This window comes from Spirochaetota bacterium (assembly GCA_034190085.1).
Taxonomy (GTDB): domain Bacteria; phylum Spirochaetota; class UBA4802; order UBA4802; family JAFGDQ01; genus JAXHTS01.
Genome location: JAXHTS010000064.1, coordinates 85,945 through 105,642, shown reverse-complemented (window position 1 = coordinate 105,642; position 19,698 = coordinate 85,945). Strand labels below are relative to the sequence as shown.

Below are 19,698 nucleotides of genomic sequence, written 5' to 3'. Positions count from 1 at the left end.
GAGCCCGTGGTTTTGAAATCATTAAAATACTTACTATTAACACTTTTGGGTTTGCTAATATGCCCAAACCTCTTTGCCAGAGATATCAATCTGGATGAGATTTACATCAAGTCATCGTCAAGTTACATTAAAAAGCTTAGGTGGAGTAAACTCGATACATATAAAAAGATAGACGCTCAATGTATAGAGAGGGATGTAATCTTTTCAGAATGGTCATCCGGTGGTGATATTGTCTACATTAAAGAAAAGTCAAATATAAACAGAATTTATAAATATCAACTCAGGTCGAAAAGAAGTATTGAGATTTGTAGTATAAAGGGTATTATTACAATTGCGCGTATCACTAATAATGGGAGATATCTCATCCTAAAAAGGTTGAAACAGAAGGGTGGGGTAATCCCAAGGGGAGAGCGGATAATAATTGATCTGCAAACCAAAATTATTACTAAAGAAGAGAGCGCCTCTTCCTTTCTTGATTTTTCGATAATCGCTGGGGGAGATTCAATTATATACGAGGATGGGGCTGGATTTATTGAACTTATCCCGGATTCAGGGGTAAAGAGATTATTGGTTAAGGAATCCGATTATTCAGATATTGCGTTATCCAACAATCCATCTATCGCCTATATCTCGCCTGATAAACAGAAGACATTGGTTATCAATGGCAGTGGAGGCAGATACAGCGCAATAGTACTGTATGGAGACTCGTCAATCAATATAAATGGAATAACATCATCAACAGAAGTTTTTTGGATCAATAATCATGAATTTGTTATGAGAAGGGGATCACCAGGATATTATTCGGTTGAGCTATATAATATCAACTTGAGAAAGATGACCACCCTCCTTAGGGAGTCATTCAATACAAACATAACCTTTTCAGCACACCCAAGAATTCTTTCATTTCTCAAGGAGGGGATTGTGAAGCTTTTTTTTATAAATATTAAGAAACTTATCAGCCCTGGTATTGAGGGTGAGGATATATCATTCTCTCCTGATGGAAGAAGATTCACATCCTTATTCTATAAAAGGCTCTATATTGTTAATTTGAGCAATATTGAAAAGAGACAGATCGAATTGAAAAGATCCTGGAAGTCCATACTCTTAATTTATAGAGATTTGAAGGGAAGAACGGAAGAATTTGAGAATGAATATTCCCTTAGGTATATCCATAGGAAAATAGAGGTTTATCAACAACTCCTCGGAATGTAATATGCAACATCGTTATCGACAGGGGTTGGTTGGAGAATCTATACCTCTTGCCTATATAAGCATCTGTATGAATTCCTTCATCTTATTTTTCTTGCTGTATTCTACTATATTGGTTAACAGATTATCATCATTGACGATATTCTTCAATACAGCCCCTCTCTCTGTGGGGTTAAGTCCCTCAATTTCCTGTAATGTCAATCTTGCCTCCCTGAGTGATTTCAGGATATCCTCTATGTTATGTGGTATATCCTCTTCAAAGAGCCTTCTCAACTTGGCAGCCATTGCAGGGGAAGCGCCGCTAGTAGAAACTGATAGTATAAAATCGCCCCTTCTTACCATCGATGGGACAAAAAATGAGCAGTTTGGGGGATCATCGACTGAGTTTATAAATATATTCTTACCCTCAGCCTCATTAAAGACCTGTCTATTGATGTTTTGATCGTTTGTCGCGGCAAAGACGAGGATCGCACCCTCTAGGTCGCCCTGAGAATATTCTCGTTGGATGAGATTGATTGATTCGATGTTGGAATTTTTTAATTCTATTATTCCCTCATGTATTGTAGGCGAGATTATCCTAACCCTGGCCCCTGCCTCGATGAGGTCTTTGGCCTTTCTAAAGGCGACTTCTCCGCCACCAATAATCGCGACAAGCTTGTTCCCAATGTTAAGATATATAGGGTAAAGCATCTTATTGAGTCAACTCATCTGGCATCTTATAATCTTCTCCTGCTTCGGATAATGTCCTCCTCTTATTCAAATCAAGCCCAATTTCATCATCCAAGAGATAGCACTGTGGATCAGGAGCCCAAGGATCGGCAAATGTCCTGTACCCCCTTACTCTCATAGAACCTGTACAGAGGTTGGTATAGTGACACATCCTGCATCTTCCCTTAATATAATCAGCCTTATGCTTAAGGCCTTTCATTAAGGGATCGCTTTCATCCATCCATATGTCACCAAAGCTCCTTTCCTTTATATTCCCAAATGTATAGTCCTGCCAGAATTGGTCCGGATGGACATTGCCCACAAAATCTATATTACCTATCCCAACACCGGTTGAGTTAGCGCCCCCTCCATTCCATTCCAAGAGGTCATATACCTCTTTTGCCCTTTCAGGGTTCTCCTCCATGAGCCTGCGGTAGATGTATACCCCATCCGCATGGTTATCCACTGTGAGTATATTGATGTCCAGATTCCTATTAAAGTAGTCCTTTGTTCTTGTAAGAATGGTATTCATCGCATCGCGGGAATCATTATGCGATAGATCATCTTTATACATATCCTTTCCCCTACCGGAGTAGACTAGGTGATAGAAGCATGCCCTGTTTATTCCTTCCCTCTCAATGAAGTCAAAAATTTTATTAAGGTCAATATGATTCTGTTTGGTAAGGGTTAACCTCAATCCAACCCTTTGACCTACTGAGAGACAGTTCTCAAAGCCCTTCATTGCCCTTGTAAATGCGCCCTTAACACCCCTAAAGTGATCGTTTACATCTTCCATCCCATCAAGGCTTATCCCAACATAGACTATCCCTGAATCCCTTATGCTTTTGGCTGTGTCCTTATCTATCAGGGTTCCGTTAGTCGATATTACTGGTCTGATATTTTTGTTGGCAGCCTTTTCAATAAGGATGAATAAGTCTTTTCTCATCAATGGTTCGCCTCCAGAGAATAGCAGGGATGGTATATTAAAGGAAGCAAGATCATCTATAAGTTTGAGGCCATCATCGGTGGTTAGTTCATTGCTGTACTTGATATTAGATGAATCTGTGTAACAGTGCACACAGTTTAGATTACAGCTTCTTGTTGTGCTCCAGACTACAATGGGCCTTCTTTCCTTTGCCTGTTTTTCCGTTTTGTGTGGCGCATTGCCATGGGAATCAATTCCGGATTCCCTGCCATAGCGCAGTCCGTCTCCAGTAGAGCTTCCACCACAATATAGTTTACCAACATCGATCATTGTTCAATCCTATTTTAAATGTAATTATTTTGGAACAATTTTACCCTCTTCTTTTTAAATTCCCTCAGGGTGTTTAATACGAGGTAATCTCTTATTCCAGAACGTTCTTCTAATCTTTTTATGATGCCATTAAGCTCTAAGCTAGTCTTCGCATGTATCATAGCAAATAGCGGGTATTCCCATTTGCCTGGATATACTGTTCTAAGGTACAGATGTGATATGTTGGGAATCGAAGAGAAAATGCTGGCAATCTCTTTATCATCTTGTATACTGTCCGTCTTCCATACTGTCATTGCGTTAGCATTGTAACCTGCTCTATTATGTCTTAAAATAGCAGAGTACCTTCTCATTATGCCCTCACGCTTAAATCTTTCTCCCATTAAAATGAGACTCTCCTCATCAATATCTATATTATTACTGTGGATCAGATATTTAAATGGCCTATGCATTAGGGGTAAATCCATCTGTAATAGATAAATGGCACGCTTCTCCTCCTCTGATATCCCCTCTGATAACAATTTTTCGTTTTCATTATGCAAAGTGTATTCGACATCTGTTGATTCATTACCATCGCCGCAATCTCCCACCTCAAGCATGAGACCAATCTTTAGAAGCTGCTTGTTTTTCAGAATTAGAAAATCCTCCGCCCTGCATCTTTCAGCAATTATTGAAACCTCTTTCTCTATAGGGGCGGTATTATCAATAGTAATAGTAAACCAGATATTATATTTGTGATCTCTCAAATAGTTATGACTAACACCAGGATGTTCATTTATGATCATTGAGGCAGACTCAACATCTGAATCTGACACCTCAAATGCTATCAAACTCGAATGATAACCTAACATTGATGCATTAAATATAGCTGAGATATCTCTTATTATTCCGTCCTTTTTTAATCTTGAAACAGCGCTTAAAAGCTCATCCTCGTTGATGCCTATCTCATTTGCTAATTCTTCAAAAGGGGTCTCTGTAATTTTACAATCCTTTTGAATCCGATTTAGTATTTTTTGTTCAATTATGGTATAAGTATTCATTTTACTCTTTTGTTAGAAATTTTCATAATAGCGGTATCGCTATAAAATATAGTTATCATAGGGACTCAATCGTCAAGATTAAATTATAATAATTTTCTATCACTTTGTCAAATGAAAGGTTACCTCGCTAGGCAATAAATTATTAAATATGTGATTCTCATTTAACCATTCACAACCTTTGAGTCAGAATTTGTTATTATGCTAATTTTTCGAATATCCATGCTTTTTTTTGACTCTTCCAAGGATAATTACTATTTTATTATGGTATTCAGAAAACACCACATATGATCAATAAATAGCATGTCAACAAGTGTAAAATCTGAATAATCTAATTATTACTGATTTGTAAATAATAGTGATGAATATAAATCAATGTGAGACAAAGATTTATCACTCTTAACTATTGGAGTTGAGTTATGAATAAGGTAACGATTAATCAATTCTGTTCAATTTCTATTCTAATTATGATTCTATTATTCATTGTTTCCATTACTAAGTGTGGTAATGGCTTGGGAGGGTTGTTAGAAGAGAGTCCTATGATGGTTGAGAATACAGATAATCGTCAGCCAGAAATTGAATCTATTGGAAACAGGGCAGTTGATGAGAATCAGCTTCTTGAATTCACAGTAAAAGCTAGTGACCCGGAAGGGGGGGAGTTGATATATTCTGCACATAACCTGCCCTCAGGAGCAACCTTTGATGCGACTACTCAAGTATTTTGTTGGTTCCCTGACTATGGACAATCAGGGAACTATCCAGATGTTCTTTTTGTGGTGACAGATAATGGCTCATCACCTGCAGTCGCCTCTGAGTCCATAACCATATCAGTTGGAGATGTAAATCGTCCTCCAGTCCTTGAGTTTATCGGAGACAGGACTGTTGATGAGAATCAGCTCCTTGAATTTATGATTAATGCCAATGATCCAGATGAGGATGACTTGATATATTCCGCAAGCGATCTCCCCTCAGGCGCAACTTTTAATTCAACAACTCGATTGTTTAGCTGGATGCCGTCATTTGGACAAACAGGAGTCTACTCCAATATCCTTTTCACTGTAGACGATAAAGGCATTCCTATGATTAGTGATACAGAGTTCATCAACATTACTGTTATTAAGAAATGGTTTGATGTATCATGGCAGTTTCGAAAAGAGATTACAGTAACTGAGCAATCTGGCGTAGATTTAAGTGATTATCAGGTAAAGATAGAACTTACTTCCAGTAACTTTGATTTTACTAAGGCTGACATCAATGGGGATGATATAAGATTTACCTATTATAATGATATAACAAATACGGAAACAGAGATTAGTTATTGGATTGAGGAATGGGATTCTGTTACACCCTTGGCCACTCTCTGGACAAAGGTAATCGATATCCCGGCCAATGATTCAGCTACGATTTATATGTATTATGGAAATCCTGGAGTCAGTTCCCCTTCTTCCTGGGATAATACCTTTGTTAGTGATGGATCATATGCCCAGGAATTGAGTTCAGATGTCAACACAATGGCCTTATGGCATTTTAATGAGGGCCTTGGGAATGAAACTCATGATGTCGCGGGTAGTGATGATGTAGCTACTTTAAAGGATGGGTATAGTTGGGTAGCTGGAAGATTTGGATCTGCTATAGATTTCGATGCCACAAGTAATGGGTGGGCCCAAGCCACCCAGGGCGGTGATACGGGCGATATGGATATTACGGGTGATATGACTGTTGAAGCATGGGTGAAAATCAGTACTAAGCCAGGAGGTGAGTATCATATCATCCTTGATAAACTTCACACCGTAACTAATTCAGGATTTCAATTTATCATAAATTCAAGCAGGCAATTGGTTACAACGATTGGTGATGGGTCTAACATGATCTCACAAGCATCAGATTCGAGCATCAATGAGGAGATATGGACTCATATCGCTTTCACTCATGATGGTTCCTCTGTAGTGTTTTACATAAACGGAAAAATTGATAGCGTGAAAAGCCTTTCAGCAATACAGGCAACCAATGATGATCCGGTTTTGATGTCAACTGATGAAGTCTTTACCCATGATAACGATGCATGGATGAATGGAATACTCGATGAAGTGAGGGTAAGTGATGATGATTTGAGTCATGAAGAGATTATAAAGGACGCCGGAGCACGTATATATGTGAATCCTGAACCAATATATGCGATAGGATTAGAAGAATCAATTTAGAGATGTTTGTGTAGGGAATTCTATATATCTTGATGCTGATTAAAGCAGATTATTCTGATTATAGTATAAATCAGAGAGATCAATTTCTACTTTAGATGAATGATCCTTGTTTATCTTCTCTATGCCCACACTTATAGAGCAATAAGCAAAAATGGTTATATATTCTAAAATATAATTGATTATTTTACTGAAGTATTTGAATATGACCGCATTATTGTCAACCGACATCACAGCGGTAGATATGCTAAAAATTGATATCGCTGGTGATTTGGTTTTTATTAAATGAATAATGATTTAGCAATACTTAATAAAATCCATATAATAATCAGCTACTGAATCACTCTGTTTGATAGCATTCTTGATCAAATAGACGCGCTGATATGGGTATATCGGATTATTAATTGATTTATTACATAAGTGTCAAATGTTTAATTGTGACAATTTATAATCTAACCCTGTTTTATAATCAAAATATATCTACAAATTCAGTTTTTTGTAAATTTGTTCCATTCCAAGAGAATGGTAAAGGGAGAAATGTAAGCTTAGTATATAGCTAGTAATAGTATTATTTAGCATTAAATTCTATCTATAATAATTATTCAATAAAATGAGGGGTAGAATGAGTGACAAAAGCTTTATAAGTATTTTGATGGTCATCCCAAAATTGCTTACAATGGAGCATTCACGTGGTTCCGGGAGGGTGATGCGGAAGCAATGGGGATTTAGAAACATGGTTTTAATTTTCTATACTACTATTAAGAATGTTGGCTTATTGAATAGTCTTCAAAGCATATTTAGATTTAGATTAAGTAAAATTGCTTCAAGCTTTTGGATATCAATGTGGGAAGTCTTTGGCGACAGAGAGGCTATAATAGTAGAGGATAAGAGATTTACTTTTAGTGAATTTAAAGATAGGGTTTTCAGGCTATCAAATGCTTTGCAATCCTTAGGGCTAAAGCCAATGGATAAGTTTGCAGAGATGCTATACAATGGTAATGAGTTCTTTGAGGCGCTAAACGCTGGATCATTGATCGGTTGCCCCATGGCATTTCTAAACTGGCATATGAAGGGGGATGAGTTATCAGAGGCAATCAATAGGGTTTCCCCGCGACTTCTCATAATACATGAGGATTTAGTTAAGAATGTGGTGGCTGTTAAAAGAAAACTAAAGTCTGTTGAGTTTTTTATAGTTGTTGGGAAGAATGCCCCGAAGAATATGATCGTTTATGAGAATTTGTTGTCAGAATCATCAAACACAAAACCGGAAACAAATTTTATTCTTGCGGCAAGTCCCTTTACTGGAGGAACAACAGGAGTTCCTAAGAATGTAAATTATTTTGATGGTATGGGGTATCTCTTTAGTGATAGCGCTGAAAGGCCCAGATCTTCATTTAAAGAGTATTTGAGATTTCTCGTAATGCAGGGCAGCTTGTCATATTGGTACAATGGTGCCGATATTCACGATCCAATAACTCATAATATTAGGTGTTTGGTGCCGGGTCCTCTCTATCATGCCGGAGTAATGGCTGGATGGGCGCCATTTATGATCTATGGCGGAACTGTAATACCCATGGTAGAGTTTGATCCTGAAGAGTTCTTGGAAATTGTTGAGAGAGAGAGGATAAGCTGGGTTTTTGTTGTCCCTACAATGCTTGACAGAATATTGGATCTTCCAAAAAAAGTGAAGAATAAATATAATTTAAGCTCGATGCGTGCCTTAATTTGTGCTGCTGCCCCTGCTTCGCCTGAGTTAAAGAAGGCGGCAAATTCTTTTTTTATAGAGAGGGGTTGTAAGGGGAATGTTTTTATGGAGTATTATGGCTCTGCTGAGACAGGGGTGACCACAGTATTGACTCCCAAGGATTATGAGGAAAATCCTAAGCGATATGCCAGTGTTGGTAAACCAAGGTGTGGAGAGACGAGAATCTATAATAGTGAGACAGGGGAGTGGTGTAAGCCAAATGAAGAGGGCAAGGTTTTAACAAGGACCGTTATGACAATTAGTCTTCGGTATTCAGGCACTCCTGAGAAGCTTCAAAGCGCATATGAGGTAGTTAATGGTGTTCATTGGTTTGATGATGGTTTGCTTGGATATATGGATGAGGATGAATTCCTTTATCTTACTGGAAGAGTAAAGGAGATGATAATAAGCGGTGGGGTGAATGTCTACCCCAATGAGATTGAGACAGTAATTAAGCAAAACTCAAAGGTAGTTGATGTTGCAGTTGTTCGAGCCCCTGATGATGATCTTGGAGAAGTTGTAGCAGCTGTTATTCAACTTCGTAAAGGAGTTAAATCTACAAAAAAAGAGATAATGGACTACTGTAGGAAAAAAGGACTATATGGTTTTAAGATTCCTAAGATTGTCAAGTTTACTAAAGAACTTCCAAGACATCTAGATGGCAAATTGTTAAAGAGAGAAATTGAAGATCAATATTGGGAAGGAATTGCTAAGCGAGGGTGAGAATTATAAATATTAGAGGGATGTTATAATTAGCGTGTTGACTCAATGTTTTATAAAATGAATTTATTGGAAGGAAATACGATGATTGTATTTTGATTCGTAAGATTATATCTATTAAGTAAAAAATTTGATCAGAAGGAGGTATTAATCATGATCGGAATTACATCCTATGGGGGGTATATTCCTAGGTATCGAATGAATCGAATGGTTGCAGCCCAGAGTATGTCTTGGCTGTTCCCTGTGATGATGGCAGTTGCACAGGGTGAGAAATCAGTTGCAAATTGGGATGAAGATGCATTGACTATGGCTGTAGCTGCTGCTTATGACTGCATGAAGGGTAAGGATAGGAAATCAGTAGACGGTGTTTCTTTAGCATCCGTTTCAATGCCCTATGCGGATAGGCAGAATGCTGGTATTCTTTCTACAGCGTTGAATGTTCCGGAAGCTGGTGTAACAAATGCGGATTTTGCCGCTTCCCTGAAGGCAGGCACAACCGCTGTTATCTCTGCATATGAGGCGTTAAAGGCTGGAACGAGGAACAACATATTGGTAGTGGCATCAGATCACCGTCATACAAAGATGGTAACTATGTATGAGATGTTTTTAGGTGATGGAGCCGGAGCACTTCTTCTTGGAAAGGATGATGTGATAGCAGAGATTAAGGATTATTACTCTTATAGTTGTGATTTTGCGGATCATTATAAGGGTTATGGAAAGGATTATGACTATACTTGGGAAGAGAGATGGGTAAGAGATGAGGGGTATGCTAAAATAATACCTGAGGCGATTTCTGGTTACCTAAAAAAGACAGGTATGGATATTAATAGTTTTGATAGAATTATTTTTCCATGTTATTTCAAGAGAGAGCACGCTAATATTACAAAGAAGTTGGGCGTTGATCCTTCAAAGGTTCATGACAACATGCATGAGTTATGTGGCGATACTGGGACAGCTCATCCCTTTATAATGTTTATCTCCGCTCTTCAGGAAGCGAAGCCCGGTGATAAGATTTTGATGGCAAGCTTTGGTCAGGGTTGCGATGTGATTGGTTTTGAGGTTACTGATAGAATTAATGATATAAAGGAGCCTTTGGGAATCAAGGGCAGCCTTGCTAAGAGAGCGGATCTTGCTAATTATGAGAAGTATGCAAGATTTAGAGGTTTACTTGAGGCAGATATAGGCCTTAGAGGGGAGGCCTATGGCCAGACAGCTTTAACAACACTATGGAGAAATCGCAAGATGATTTTGGGCCTTGTGGGAGGCAAGTGCAACAAGTGTGGTACAATTCAGTTTCCTGCTCAGGATATTTGCGTTAATCCAGATTGTCATTCATTGCATACCCTAGAAGATTATGAGTTTGCAGGAAGATCTGGAAAGGTTCTATCCTATACCGGGGATCTTCTAACAGCTTCAATTGATCCGCCTGGTATTTATGGTGTTGTTACCTTTGATGAAGGGGGCAGGTTCTTTTGTGATTTTACTGATTGTGCTTTGGAAGAAGTGAAGGTAGGATTACCAATGGCTATGAGTTTCAGAAAGAGAAAGGTGGATAATATTCGTGGCTATCACGGATATTTTTGGAAAGCATTTCCTAAATCCGGTAATTAATATTTAAGGAGGTAATAGATATGGCAACAGGAATAAGAGATAAAGTAGCTATTATTGGTATGGGTTGCACAAGATTTGGAGAGAGATGGGATGTGGGTGCTGAGGAGTTAATGGTTGAAGCATATCAGGAGTGTCTAGAGGATGCCGGAATCGACACAAAGGAGATTGAAGCGGGATGGTTCGGTAGTTGTATTGATGAAATAAACGTAGGGAAGAGCGCTACCTCTGCATCTGTTACACTAAGATTAAATAATATACCTGTGACAAGAGTAGAAAATTTTTGTGCCACTGGGACTGAAGCATTCAGGGGCGCTGTATATGGTGTTGCTTCAGGCGCTTATGATATTGCCTTGGCAATAGGTGTGGAAAAGTTAAAGGACACGGGTTATGGTGGACTACCAGATTTTGGCATGTCAGGAAATTATGGTGTTGCTTCACTCTGGTTTCCCAATATGTCAGCTCCCGGAGCTTTTGCAATGCTTGCCAGTGGATATACTGGAAAATATGAGATAGAGATGGATGATTTAAAGAAGGCAATGGCTCATGTGTCTGCTAAGAGTCATTTAAATGGATCTATAAATCCGAAAGCACATCTTCGAAAGCCTGTAAGTGAAGAAAAGATATTAGCCGCACCCATGATTGCTTATCCCTTGGGATTGTTCGATTGCTGTGGTGTTAGTGATGGATCTGCCTGTGCGATTGTGACAACCCCTGATATAGCCAAAGGACTTGGTAAGAAGGATTTCGTTACAGTAAAGGCTTTGCAGGTATCTTTGAGCAATGGAGAAGAGATGCAGTATAATAACTGGGATGGGGCTCATGTTGTGACTACAACAAAGGCAAGCAAGAAGGCATATGAAGAGGCTGGTATAAAGAATCCTCGGGAGGAGATCAGCATGATGGAGGTTCATGATTGCTTCTCGATAACTGAACTCGTTACCATGGAAGATTTACATATATCAGAAAGAGGGAAAGCGCCTAAAGATATATTAGATGGATTTTATGATAAAGATGGTGGAGTTCCTTGTCAGATAGATGGAGGTTTGAAGTGTTTTGGTCATCCGATAGGAGCATCCGGTCTTCGAATGATTTATGAGATGTATCTACAACTTCAAGGACGTGCAGGAGAGAGACAATTAAAGGATCCAAAATTTGGTCTTACTCACAATTTGGGTGGATTCCCAATGATGAACGTCTGCAGCATCTCTATTATTGGAAAACAAGATGCATAATCTTATATGATATAAGCGGGGATCGGAGTCTTGAGATGTTTTCAGAATTTTCACCATAGCGAATAGATTTTGAGAATTAAAGTGAAGAGAGGCGATGTTCCCTGCTATTTAATCTTATTTTTGGATTATTGTGCAAATAAGTAATTGTAGCTTATATAATTAATCTGTTCGAAGTCGAAGAGGGGCTTCATAGGATTTGAGAGAAAGTTGAGGTGTGGGAAGAGAATAGGTTTTGAATAATATTATTATTAGGAGGACGATGTAATGTCAAAGATTGATTTTACTGGGAGAGTAGCTATAGTAACAGGAGCAGGAGCTGGATTGGGTAAGAATCATGCAATTGAGTTGGCAAAACGTGGTGCAAAGGTTGTAGTTAATGACTTAGGAGGGGCAAGGGATGGCACAGGTGCAGGTAGTGCAGCGGCTGATGAGGTTGTATCTGAGATAAAGGCTCTTGGTGGTGAGGCTGTACCTAATTATGATAATGTTGCAACTGTTGAAGGAGGAGAGAACATCACAAAGACAGCGATTGATGCCTTTGGCAAGGTTGACATTGTCGTAAACAATGCTGGTATCCTCAGGGATAAAAGCTTTACTAAATTGGAAGAGTCTAATTGGGATGCTGTGTTAGCGGTGCATCTAAAGGGAGCTTATTGTGTAACAAAACCAGCCTTTATAAATATGAGAGAAAATGGATATGGAAGGATAATAATGACAACATCTGCCGCTGGTTTATTCGGTAATTTTGGGCAGGCAAATTATTCATCCGCAAAGATGGGGCTTGTTGGCATGGCGAATACTCTCAAGTTAGAGGGCGGCAAATATAATATTAAGGTAAATGTTTTAGCCCCATTAGCTGGTACAAGGTTGACAGAGGATATTATGCCGCCAAACCTATTAGATAAGTTGAAGGTTGAGTATGTAACGCCTGTAGTACTATGGATGTGTTCAGAGGAATTCACTGAGTCTGGTGTCATAATGAATGCTGGTGCCGGATATTTTTCAAGATCGGCAATGTTAACAGGTCCTGGAATGATCCTTCATGAAGGGAAACAGGTACCTACTCCAGAAGATATTAAGGATAATTGGGATAAGATCAATAGTCTGGATAACGCGCAGTACAATAATGATGCCAATGGGGTTTTCTCTGCGTTAGGTCCACTATTACAATAGGATGAGTTGGTTATTAAGCGATGATAACTTTTTATAAGATTTGATTAAAAACCAATGAATTTTGGAATATAATGAAAGAATGATTATATGAATCAAGGATTTGAGTCGAGGGCGATCTTATGGATCGCCCATATTTTTTCATTTTAGCTATTTGAATTTTAAGTTTTTACATAATACTTGTATTATTAAGGTGCTGAAATAATTTACAGTTTTAAATTCTAAGGGACTTTTCAAGGGATCACTAAAAAAATGATTGAATTTCAATCAAACATAAACTAGAATATGATATATTTTCTCTAACTGAGATTTGTGATAATATATTACTTTTTTAAACACTACGGGATATCAATTATGGAATTTAGGATATAAAAATGTGTAGATGGTATGTGATACTATTTCTATTAATATTTTTGCTGCATTTTATTTCACAAGCTGGGGCTGAGAAGAAACCAATTGAGTCAGTTGATAAAGCACAATTAGAGTCTGAGAAGCTTAATAAGGATGGGGAAAGGTTAGATAATCAGATACTTAATCTGAACAAAAAGATAGAGGAAGTTGTTGCCAAGTATAAACTGCTTTCCACAAAGGATATCAGAGTGCTGCCATACAGGATAACCTATAGACTTGGCAAGGATTATATTGAAATTGAAACATACAAATTTCATAGAGATATTTTCGGTGATAACAGGATAACTGGCATACAGACAAAGAGATCGAGATTGTTTGTAAGTGGACAGAATGTTTCCAAAATGGAATTCGAAATTGGCGAGAGGCAATATGATATTGAATCCAATGTTGTAGTGAGGATTGTTGATCCTTCACCAACAGTTGTAGGAACTGACGATGTAGTATTTAGTCATATTAATGGTAGAGTCAAGTTAATTGATGAAAAGGCTCTTGGAAAGATTAGGAATAATATGGCATTTCCAGTAAGAAATTCCCTAAAGAGGGATTTTCTAATTCCACATCTTACTTTTGTATATAATAATTTATTGAGTATTGCTGAGACATACTATAAGGGTATTAAGGATGCTGATCGGGCTATGACCAATTTTATCATTAGGGCGATTGAGTATTGATATCTTTACTTTTCCAAACTCAGTAATCTAAAAGATTGACATTACGATTTAATTATTATTTTAAAATTCCTTTCCAATAAATGAGAGTGCTATTTCTTCCTAAATAATAATTATATTCATTTACAATCCCTAATTATTTCATCTTTATGCATACCGGTAATCTTCAATTACTTATTAATGATATTTATTTGTTGATTTGTTTTCATTATCCCATTCCGTATTATATGGGGAATTAAAATAGTATTTTTTATCATGTAAACTATGAATATTCTATCCATTAAAGATGTTAAGATTTCTTTTGGAGGAAGGAGGGTATTAGATAATATCAATTTTGAGTGTGATTCAAATTATATGGTATCGATTTCCGGTAAGACTGGATCTGGTAAGACTACACTTTTAAGCATTTTGTCGGGTTTGTTAAAACCCAAATCAGGGGTAGTTCATTTCAAAGGTAATAATATATATAAATGGAATGATTTCAAAAGATCTAGATATAGGAATAGACAAATCGGTTTAGTTTTTCAATCATATAATTTACTGTCTGATTTATCAGCTTATAAAAATATTCTATATCCTGCTATACTGAATCCATCAATGAAAAACATCAAGCAGAATGTTGATTATCTGATACAGTACTTAAATCTTGAAGAGATAGTGCATCAGTATCCAGCTACACTTTCAGGGGGAGAGAAGCAGAGGGTATCAATTGCGCGAGCTATTATAAACAACCCAGAAGTCATTATCGCTGATGAGCCAACAGGAAATCTGGATGAGAAGACAGGAAAGATGGTTTTCGCACTATTTAGGGATATAATAGAAAAGAGAGGGATATTGATTATTATTGCTACCCACAATAGATTTATTGTCAGGAATTCTGACTCTCATTATCATCTTGAGAATGGTAAGCTAATTTTGAAAAAGGCTTGACATCGGAAATACATAGACATGTCTATCAATCTATAATAACTATATAATATTTAATATTATAACATATGATTGAATAGTCTAGAGTAAGATCGAATATATAAACCACCTTTGTTATGTTTGCATTGAAGAAGATAATAAGCACTTTTGTCACAATCCCAGGTATTTTAGTTGTTTGCTTGGTGTTTCTGGGTTTATACGGATTATATCGAAGAGATAAACTTTTATTGATAAATCTTTTTTTAGGGATAATATTATACTCTATATCGATTTCATGTATTGCAACCCCTTTGATCGGAATTGTTGAGAAACGAGGCATTTATAGTGGTGAACAGGGTGTAGATGTTATTATACTCTTGGGAGGTGGTGTGATTGATGGTGTTGAAGATTTTTCCGGAGTGAGCATCCCTTCATATGATATGATTCCAAGAATCGTTGATGCTGTTAGATTACATAATAGATACAATATTCCAATATTGGTTAGTGGAGGAAGTGTTGCTGGTAGTCAAAAGGAAGCCCATGTTGTTAAGAGGTTCTTAATCGACCTTGGGGTGAAACCAAAGGAAATAATAATTGAGGATGAGAGTAGGGATACAGTAGAGAATGCCCTTTATGTTAAAAAGAAATTATTTCAAATTGGATATAAAAGGGGTTTATTAGTTACTTCTGCATATCACATAAGGAGGGCAGAATATCTTTTCAAAAAAGCAGGACTAGATGTTGTCTCTCATTCTTCAGCTCCCCTTTCAGGGAAAGGGAAGGGTTGTAATTTATATGACTTTTTGCCTAATATAAACAGTTTATCTAAGAGTGCCAGAGCTTTAAGGGAAAGCATAGGTATCTTTTTCTATTATATTAAATATGGATTGTTCATCTCTTCTGAATAATTGCTATAAACCTTATTATAGTTTTATTGAATATATATTAGTAGAAATGTTGGTGTATTTATAAGCCACGACTCTGAATGGGATATGGGTGTTTTTAATAATATTTAATGTCTGAATGGATATAGATAATATTTAAATTCGGTAATGACTATTCTATTGATTTATCTGGAGTTAAATTCATGAGAGAGGACCGAAATTATCATTACAACCAAAGTCAGGATCAAGATGATGAGATACAACTTTACGATATAGTAATGAAAATATGGAAATGGAGGTATTTGATATCTGTTATAGTCGGAATAAGTATTATTATTACTTTATTGACAGTAATCTTATCTTCTAAACCTAAATCTAACCCAGAGATGATCGATGTCGTGTCTGAACTAAATACTTATACTGTTGATGCTAAGGTGAAAATTGGCAAGATTGCAAATGTATTAATTGAGCAATGGTCGGATATTAAATTATATTTAGACTCAAGTTTTTTTATTGAGGAATTTTTAAAAGATTACCATAAGAAGTTTCCACCTATAACAATTGGTGAGTTAATTGAGATGCATACTCTTGAATTAGCTAATGATAAGGATCATGATAATATGATTTTTTATGAGAATAATAAGAATAAGAATCAGGAAATGGATTATGATTTGCCTTCATGGGAATATAGAGAAGTGGAAGGTTGTATATACATAGGATATACCTCTATCCTGCCGGAGATATCATATTATTGTGTTAACAGGACAATTGATAAGATATTGAACAGACATGATAAATTATATAGAAGGGCATTCAGTAGAATAAGAGAAAATACTGATTTATTGAAGTCGAAGATGATTATTGATCCTATATTAGTTCTAGATTCCTACACCTACCCCTCGTCAGTAATAATTGAGCCTAAAATGCCAATATCACCAGATATTAGGGATAAACGGAAGCTTATGAACAGTAAGAGTAAGATGACATTGAGTCGTAAATTAGTTATAAAGCTTGCAGTTGCCTTTATGGCATCTCTTTTATTTGGAATTTTTCTATCCTTCTTTATTGACTATTTCATTACAGAAAGAAATAAGAGAAGAGAGAATGAATCTTAGCTTCTTTTATATACCTAGGGATGTAAATATTAAAAATGATATAGTTTTCTTTTCTCGTTGATGTTGATACATATCTTGAGATAGATCTCAGATGAGTGTAGCATAATTGTATAATATTATAAATATGGGGCATAACGAATAGGACTCGTGTATGTCAAACGATGAATATGAAATGAGATATTCTAATAAAAGAATATTAGTAACAGGTGGTGCAGGATTTATCGGATCGCACCTATGCGAGGTGTTGTTAAAGGGTAGCAATGACGTATTGTGCCTTGATAATTTTTTTACAGGAGCGAGAGAAAATATTCAACCCCTTTTCGCTCATTCAAATTTTGAATTGATCAGGCATGATATAGTGCATCCTATTCTTTTAGAGGTAGATGAGATATATAATCTTGCCTGTCCTGCTTCTCCGATTCATTATCAGTACAATCCGGTAAAGACTATAAAGACAAATGTGGCAGGGTCCATTAATATGCTTGGTATTGCAAAGAGGGTTAGGGCGAAGATTCTACAGGCATCCACAAGCGAGGTATATGGGGATCCAGATGTTCATCCACAGGATGAACAGTATTGGGGTAGGGTTAATCCTATTGGAAAGAGATCCTGTTATGATGAAGGGAAAAGATGTGCTGAGACACTCTTTTTTGATTATTATAGGCAAAATGGGATAAATATTAGGGTGGTGAGAATATTTAATACTTATGGGCCTAGAATGCAGCCAAACGATGGAAGGGTTGTCAGCAACTTTATTATGCAGGCTTTGAGGAATCAGGATATAACTGTTTATGGCGATGGCAGCCAAACAAGATCCTTTTGTTATATAGATGATATGGTTAAAGGAATCATTTTAATGATGAATGCAAGGGATGATTTCGTTGGTCCGGTTAATTTAGGAAATCCTGAGGAATACTCAATTCTAAAATTAGCAGAGAGGATTATTGAGATAGTAAATTCAAGATCAAACATTGTTTTTAAACAATTGCCTGAAGATGATCCTTCCAGAAGAAGGCCAGACATTGAACTAGCAAAGAGAGAATTATTATGGAAACCTGAGATCTGTCTTGAAGATGGTCTTACAAAAACTATTGAATATTTTGATAAATTATTGAAAAATTATTAGGTACTGTTAATATGTTGGATATCAATTTACAGGTCAGCCTGATATTGATTTTTATAGGTATTGGCTTGTTTATTAAAGATTCTTGGAGGAAGATATGGAAGGCGGCTCGTGCCGGCAAAGGGTAAGTGAAATATTGAAATTGTGTGTGGTAGGGAAATATAGGATTACTGGGATTTATAAATAGTCTTACTATTACCTTAATCTCTTTGTTTTTATTGGATAATTATTCCTGCCTCATATATTTTGGAGAAAGAAAGAAGGAGGTGGGAGAAATGAAAAACCCCATTTTTATTCCAGAACTTAGAGATTTATTAAAGAAAAAGAAATATCAAATCTTAAAATCCTTCCTAGAAGATCATCATGAAAAGGAAAACGCAGAATTTCTGGGACTTCTTGAGCCAGATGAGATATGGAAGATATTAAATCTCGTTGATATATACAAAAGAGCAGAGATTTTTAGCTATCTGGATATGGATGTCCAGGTTTCGATGGTCTCTACAGAACTTAAAAAAAATGTTACAGAACTCTTAATGCAAATGTCTCATGACGATAGGGCTGATCTGTTTCAGCATCTTGAAAAGGATGTTGTGGATAAACTCCTCCTTCTTCTGCCACCAAAAGAGAGAAGGGATATTTTGCAATTGACCTCTTATTGTGAGGGTAGCACTGGTGCAATAATGACTACTGATTATGCGACATTATATGAGAATGATGTCGTGGAGATAGCTATTAAGAAGTTGAGAAGGGTTGCGCCTTCCAAGGAAACAATCTATTATATTTATGTAACGGATGAACAGAACCGGTTGATCGGATTTGTTTCATTAAGAAAAATTATAATTGCCAGACCAAAGCAAAAGATTAAAGACATAATGAAAAAAGATGTTATTTCCATTTACGTTGATGATGATCAGGAGAGGGCTGCAAAGATAATTGAAGAGTACGATCTTATTGCCCTACCAGTTGTAGATCATAATGAGAAGCTAGCTGGTATAATAACGCATGATGACGCAATTGACATCATCAGAGAGGAAGAAACAGAGGACTTAGAAAAACTAATGGCCATCAGTGGTGGGGTTGAGGAGAAATCATATTTAGACCTACCTGCTTATATTCATTTTAGAAAAAGGATCTATTGGGTTATAATATTGGGAGTGCTTGGACTCTTTGCCGGTATAATCCTGAAGGTATTTCAAGGATCCCTTGAGAAGTTGATATTATTAACATTCTATATACCACTTTTGAACTCAGCTGGAGGCAATACTGGTACCCAGGCTGCTTCTGTTGTTCTTAGAGCAATTATATTGAATGAATTATTCCCTAAGGATATTATGAAGGTTGTGAAGAAGGAGCTTGTCATTAGTGTCTTGATCTGTTTATGTCTTGGGTCAGTAGTATATATCGGTGTAATGTTGTTTTCCAGTGGGCAAGATATTCCATCAGGATTTAAGCTTCAAAATATTGCTGCTCTAATTTCTCTAGCTTTATCGATTCAGGTAATCTGGTCAACACTCTTTGGGGCTGTTATTCCAATTTTTGCTACAAAACTGAAGCTTGATCCAGCTGTTATATCTAGTCCCGCTCTTACCACCCTAGTGGATATGGGTGGTATTACGATTTATTTTACCACAGCAAAGTTATTATTGGACATATAATGTTGAATTGAGTTATTAAGTACTCTTTAAAATAATTTTTTGGAAACATATTAAA

Annotated in this window: 15 protein-coding genes; 12 read left to right on the top strand and 3 right to left on the bottom strand. The window is 36.7% G+C overall.

What is annotated here, in order from left to right:
• The first annotated feature begins 12 nt into the window (after nt 1–12).
• Entirely contained in the window at nt 13–1,212 is a 1,200-nt protein-coding gene (locus SVZ03_12700) for a hypothetical protein (protein ID MDY6935066.1), read from the top strand.
• A gap of 51 nt (nt 1,213–1,263) precedes the next feature.
• Here the strand turns inward: SVZ03_12700 and SVZ03_12695 are convergent, their stop codons facing one another.
• The 3 genes from SVZ03_12695 to SVZ03_12685 are packed head-to-tail and all read right to left on the bottom strand — an operon-like array spanning nt 1,264 to nt 4,209.
• A complete protein-coding gene (locus SVZ03_12695; GenBank protein ID MDY6935065.1) occupies nt 1,264–1,899 on the bottom strand; it encodes a bifunctional precorrin-2 dehydrogenase/sirohydrochlorin ferrochelatase in 636 nt (211 codons plus the stop codon).
• Nucleotide 1,900: 1 nt separating this feature from the next.
• The gene (locus SVZ03_12690; protein ID MDY6935064.1) at nt 1,901–3,172 is read right to left on the bottom strand and encodes a radical SAM protein; all 1,272 of its coding nucleotides are present in this window, start codon (nt 3,170–3,172) and stop codon (nt 1,901–1,903) included.
• A 14-nt stretch (nt 3,173–3,186) separates the two neighbouring features.
• Nucleotides 3,187–4,209 carry a hypothetical protein gene (locus SVZ03_12685; GenBank protein ID MDY6935063.1) on the bottom strand — a complete coding sequence of 341 codons (1,023 nt, stop codon included), beginning with the start codon at nt 4,207–4,209 and terminating at the stop codon, nt 3,187–3,189.
• A 416-nt stretch (nt 4,210–4,625) separates the two neighbouring features.
• On the opposite strand from SVZ03_12685, the gene SVZ03_12680 reads away from it, so the two are divergent.
• The 11 genes from SVZ03_12680 to mgtE all read left to right on the top strand — a co-directional run bounded on the left by SVZ03_12680 (nt 4,626) and on the right by mgtE (nt 19,643).
• Nucleotides 4,626–6,407: a DUF2341 domain-containing protein gene (locus tag SVZ03_12680; GenBank protein MDY6935062.1), complete on the top strand. Its 1,782-nt coding sequence runs from the start codon at nt 4,626–4,628 to the stop codon at nt 6,405–6,407.
• Between the two features lie 619 nt (nt 6,408–7,026).
• Nucleotides 7,027–8,871, top strand: coding sequence for a class I adenylate-forming enzyme family protein (locus SVZ03_12675; GenBank protein ID MDY6935061.1), 1,845 nt, complete (start codon nt 7,027–7,029; stop codon nt 8,869–8,871).
• A 150-nt stretch (nt 8,872–9,021) separates the two neighbouring features.
• Nucleotides 9,022–10,479: a 3-oxoacyl-[acyl-carrier-protein] synthase III C-terminal domain-containing protein gene (locus SVZ03_12670; protein ID MDY6935060.1), complete on the top strand. Its 1,458-nt coding sequence runs from the start codon at nt 9,022–9,024 to the stop codon at nt 10,477–10,479.
• Nucleotides 10,480–10,499: 20 nt separating this feature from the next.
• Nucleotides 10,500–11,711, top strand: coding sequence for an acetyl-CoA acetyltransferase (locus SVZ03_12665; protein MDY6935059.1), 1,212 nt, complete (start codon nt 10,500–10,502; stop codon nt 11,709–11,711).
• A gap of 264 nt (nt 11,712–11,975) precedes the next feature.
• The gene (locus SVZ03_12660) at nt 11,976–12,884 is read left to right on the top strand and encodes an SDR family oxidoreductase (protein ID MDY6935058.1); all 909 of its coding nucleotides are present in this window, start codon (nt 11,976–11,978) and stop codon (nt 12,882–12,884) included.
• Nucleotides 12,885–13,255: 371 nt separating this feature from the next.
• Nucleotides 13,256–13,963: a hypothetical protein gene (locus SVZ03_12655; protein ID MDY6935057.1), complete on the top strand. Its 708-nt coding sequence runs from the start codon at nt 13,256–13,258 to the stop codon at nt 13,961–13,963.
• A gap of 261 nt (nt 13,964–14,224) precedes the next feature.
• Nucleotides 14,225–14,890 carry an ABC transporter ATP-binding protein gene (locus tag SVZ03_12650; protein ID MDY6935056.1) on the top strand — a complete coding sequence of 222 codons (666 nt, stop codon included), beginning with the start codon at nt 14,225–14,227 and terminating at the stop codon, nt 14,888–14,890.
• A 122-nt stretch (nt 14,891–15,012) separates the two neighbouring features.
• Nucleotides 15,013–15,774 (top strand): YdcF family protein, encoded by a 762-nt coding sequence (locus SVZ03_12645; GenBank protein MDY6935055.1) that lies wholly within the window; start codon nt 15,013–15,015, stop codon nt 15,772–15,774.
• A gap of 179 nt (nt 15,775–15,953) precedes the next feature.
• A complete protein-coding gene (locus tag SVZ03_12640; protein MDY6935054.1) occupies nt 15,954–16,865 on the top strand; it encodes a hypothetical protein in 912 nt (303 codons plus the stop codon).
• 151 nt (nt 16,866–17,016) lie between these two features.
• Nucleotides 17,017–17,991 (top strand): UDP-glucuronic acid decarboxylase family protein, encoded by a 975-nt coding sequence (locus tag SVZ03_12635; protein MDY6935053.1) that lies wholly within the window; start codon nt 17,017–17,019, stop codon nt 17,989–17,991.
• 272 nt (nt 17,992–18,263) lie between these two features.
• Nucleotides 18,264–19,643 carry a magnesium transporter gene (gene mgtE, locus SVZ03_12630; GenBank protein MDY6935052.1) on the top strand — a complete coding sequence of 460 codons (1,380 nt, stop codon included), beginning with the start codon at nt 18,264–18,266 and terminating at the stop codon, nt 19,641–19,643.
• Nucleotides 19,644–19,698 lie beyond the last annotated feature (55 nt).

Excerpts from the sequence above, each read along its gene's own strand:
- SVZ03_12675 (MDY6935061.1), top strand. The coding sequence starts at position 7,027 with ATGAGTGACAAAAGCTTTATAAGTATTTTGATGGTCATCCCAAAATTG.
- SVZ03_12655 (MDY6935057.1), top strand. The coding sequence starts at position 13,256 with ATGTGTAGATGGTATGTGATACTATTTCTATTAATATTTTTGCTGCAT.
- SVZ03_12635 (MDY6935053.1), top strand. The coding sequence starts at position 17,017 with ATGTCAAACGATGAATATGAAATGAGATATTCTAATAAAAGAATATTA.
- SVZ03_12690 (MDY6935064.1), bottom strand. The coding sequence starts at position 3,172 with ATGATCGATGTTGGTAAACTATATTGTGGTGGAAGCTCTACTGGAGAC.
- SVZ03_12640 (MDY6935054.1), top strand. The coding sequence starts at position 15,954 with ATGAGAGAGGACCGAAATTATCATTACAACCAAAGTCAGGATCAAGAT.
- SVZ03_12650 (MDY6935056.1), top strand. The coding sequence starts at position 14,225 with ATGAATATTCTATCCATTAAAGATGTTAAGATTTCTTTTGGAGGAAGG.
- SVZ03_12670 (MDY6935060.1), top strand. The coding sequence starts at position 9,022 with ATGATCGGAATTACATCCTATGGGGGGTATATTCCTAGGTATCGAATG.
- SVZ03_12665 (MDY6935059.1), top strand. The coding sequence starts at position 10,500 with ATGGCAACAGGAATAAGAGATAAAGTAGCTATTATTGGTATGGGTTGC.
- SVZ03_12680 (MDY6935062.1), top strand. The coding sequence starts at position 4,626 with ATGAATAAGGTAACGATTAATCAATTCTGTTCAATTTCTATTCTAATT.
- SVZ03_12685 (MDY6935063.1), bottom strand. The coding sequence starts at position 4,209 with ATGAATACTTATACCATAATTGAACAAAAAATACTAAATCGGATTCAA.
- SVZ03_12695 (MDY6935065.1), bottom strand. The coding sequence starts at position 1,899 with ATGCTTTACCCTATATATCTTAACATTGGGAACAAGCTTGTCGCGATT.
- mgtE (MDY6935052.1), top strand. The coding sequence starts at position 18,264 with ATGAAAAACCCCATTTTTATTCCAGAACTTAGAGATTTATTAAAGAAA.
- SVZ03_12660 (MDY6935058.1), top strand. The coding sequence starts at position 11,976 with ATGTCAAAGATTGATTTTACTGGGAGAGTAGCTATAGTAACAGGAGCA.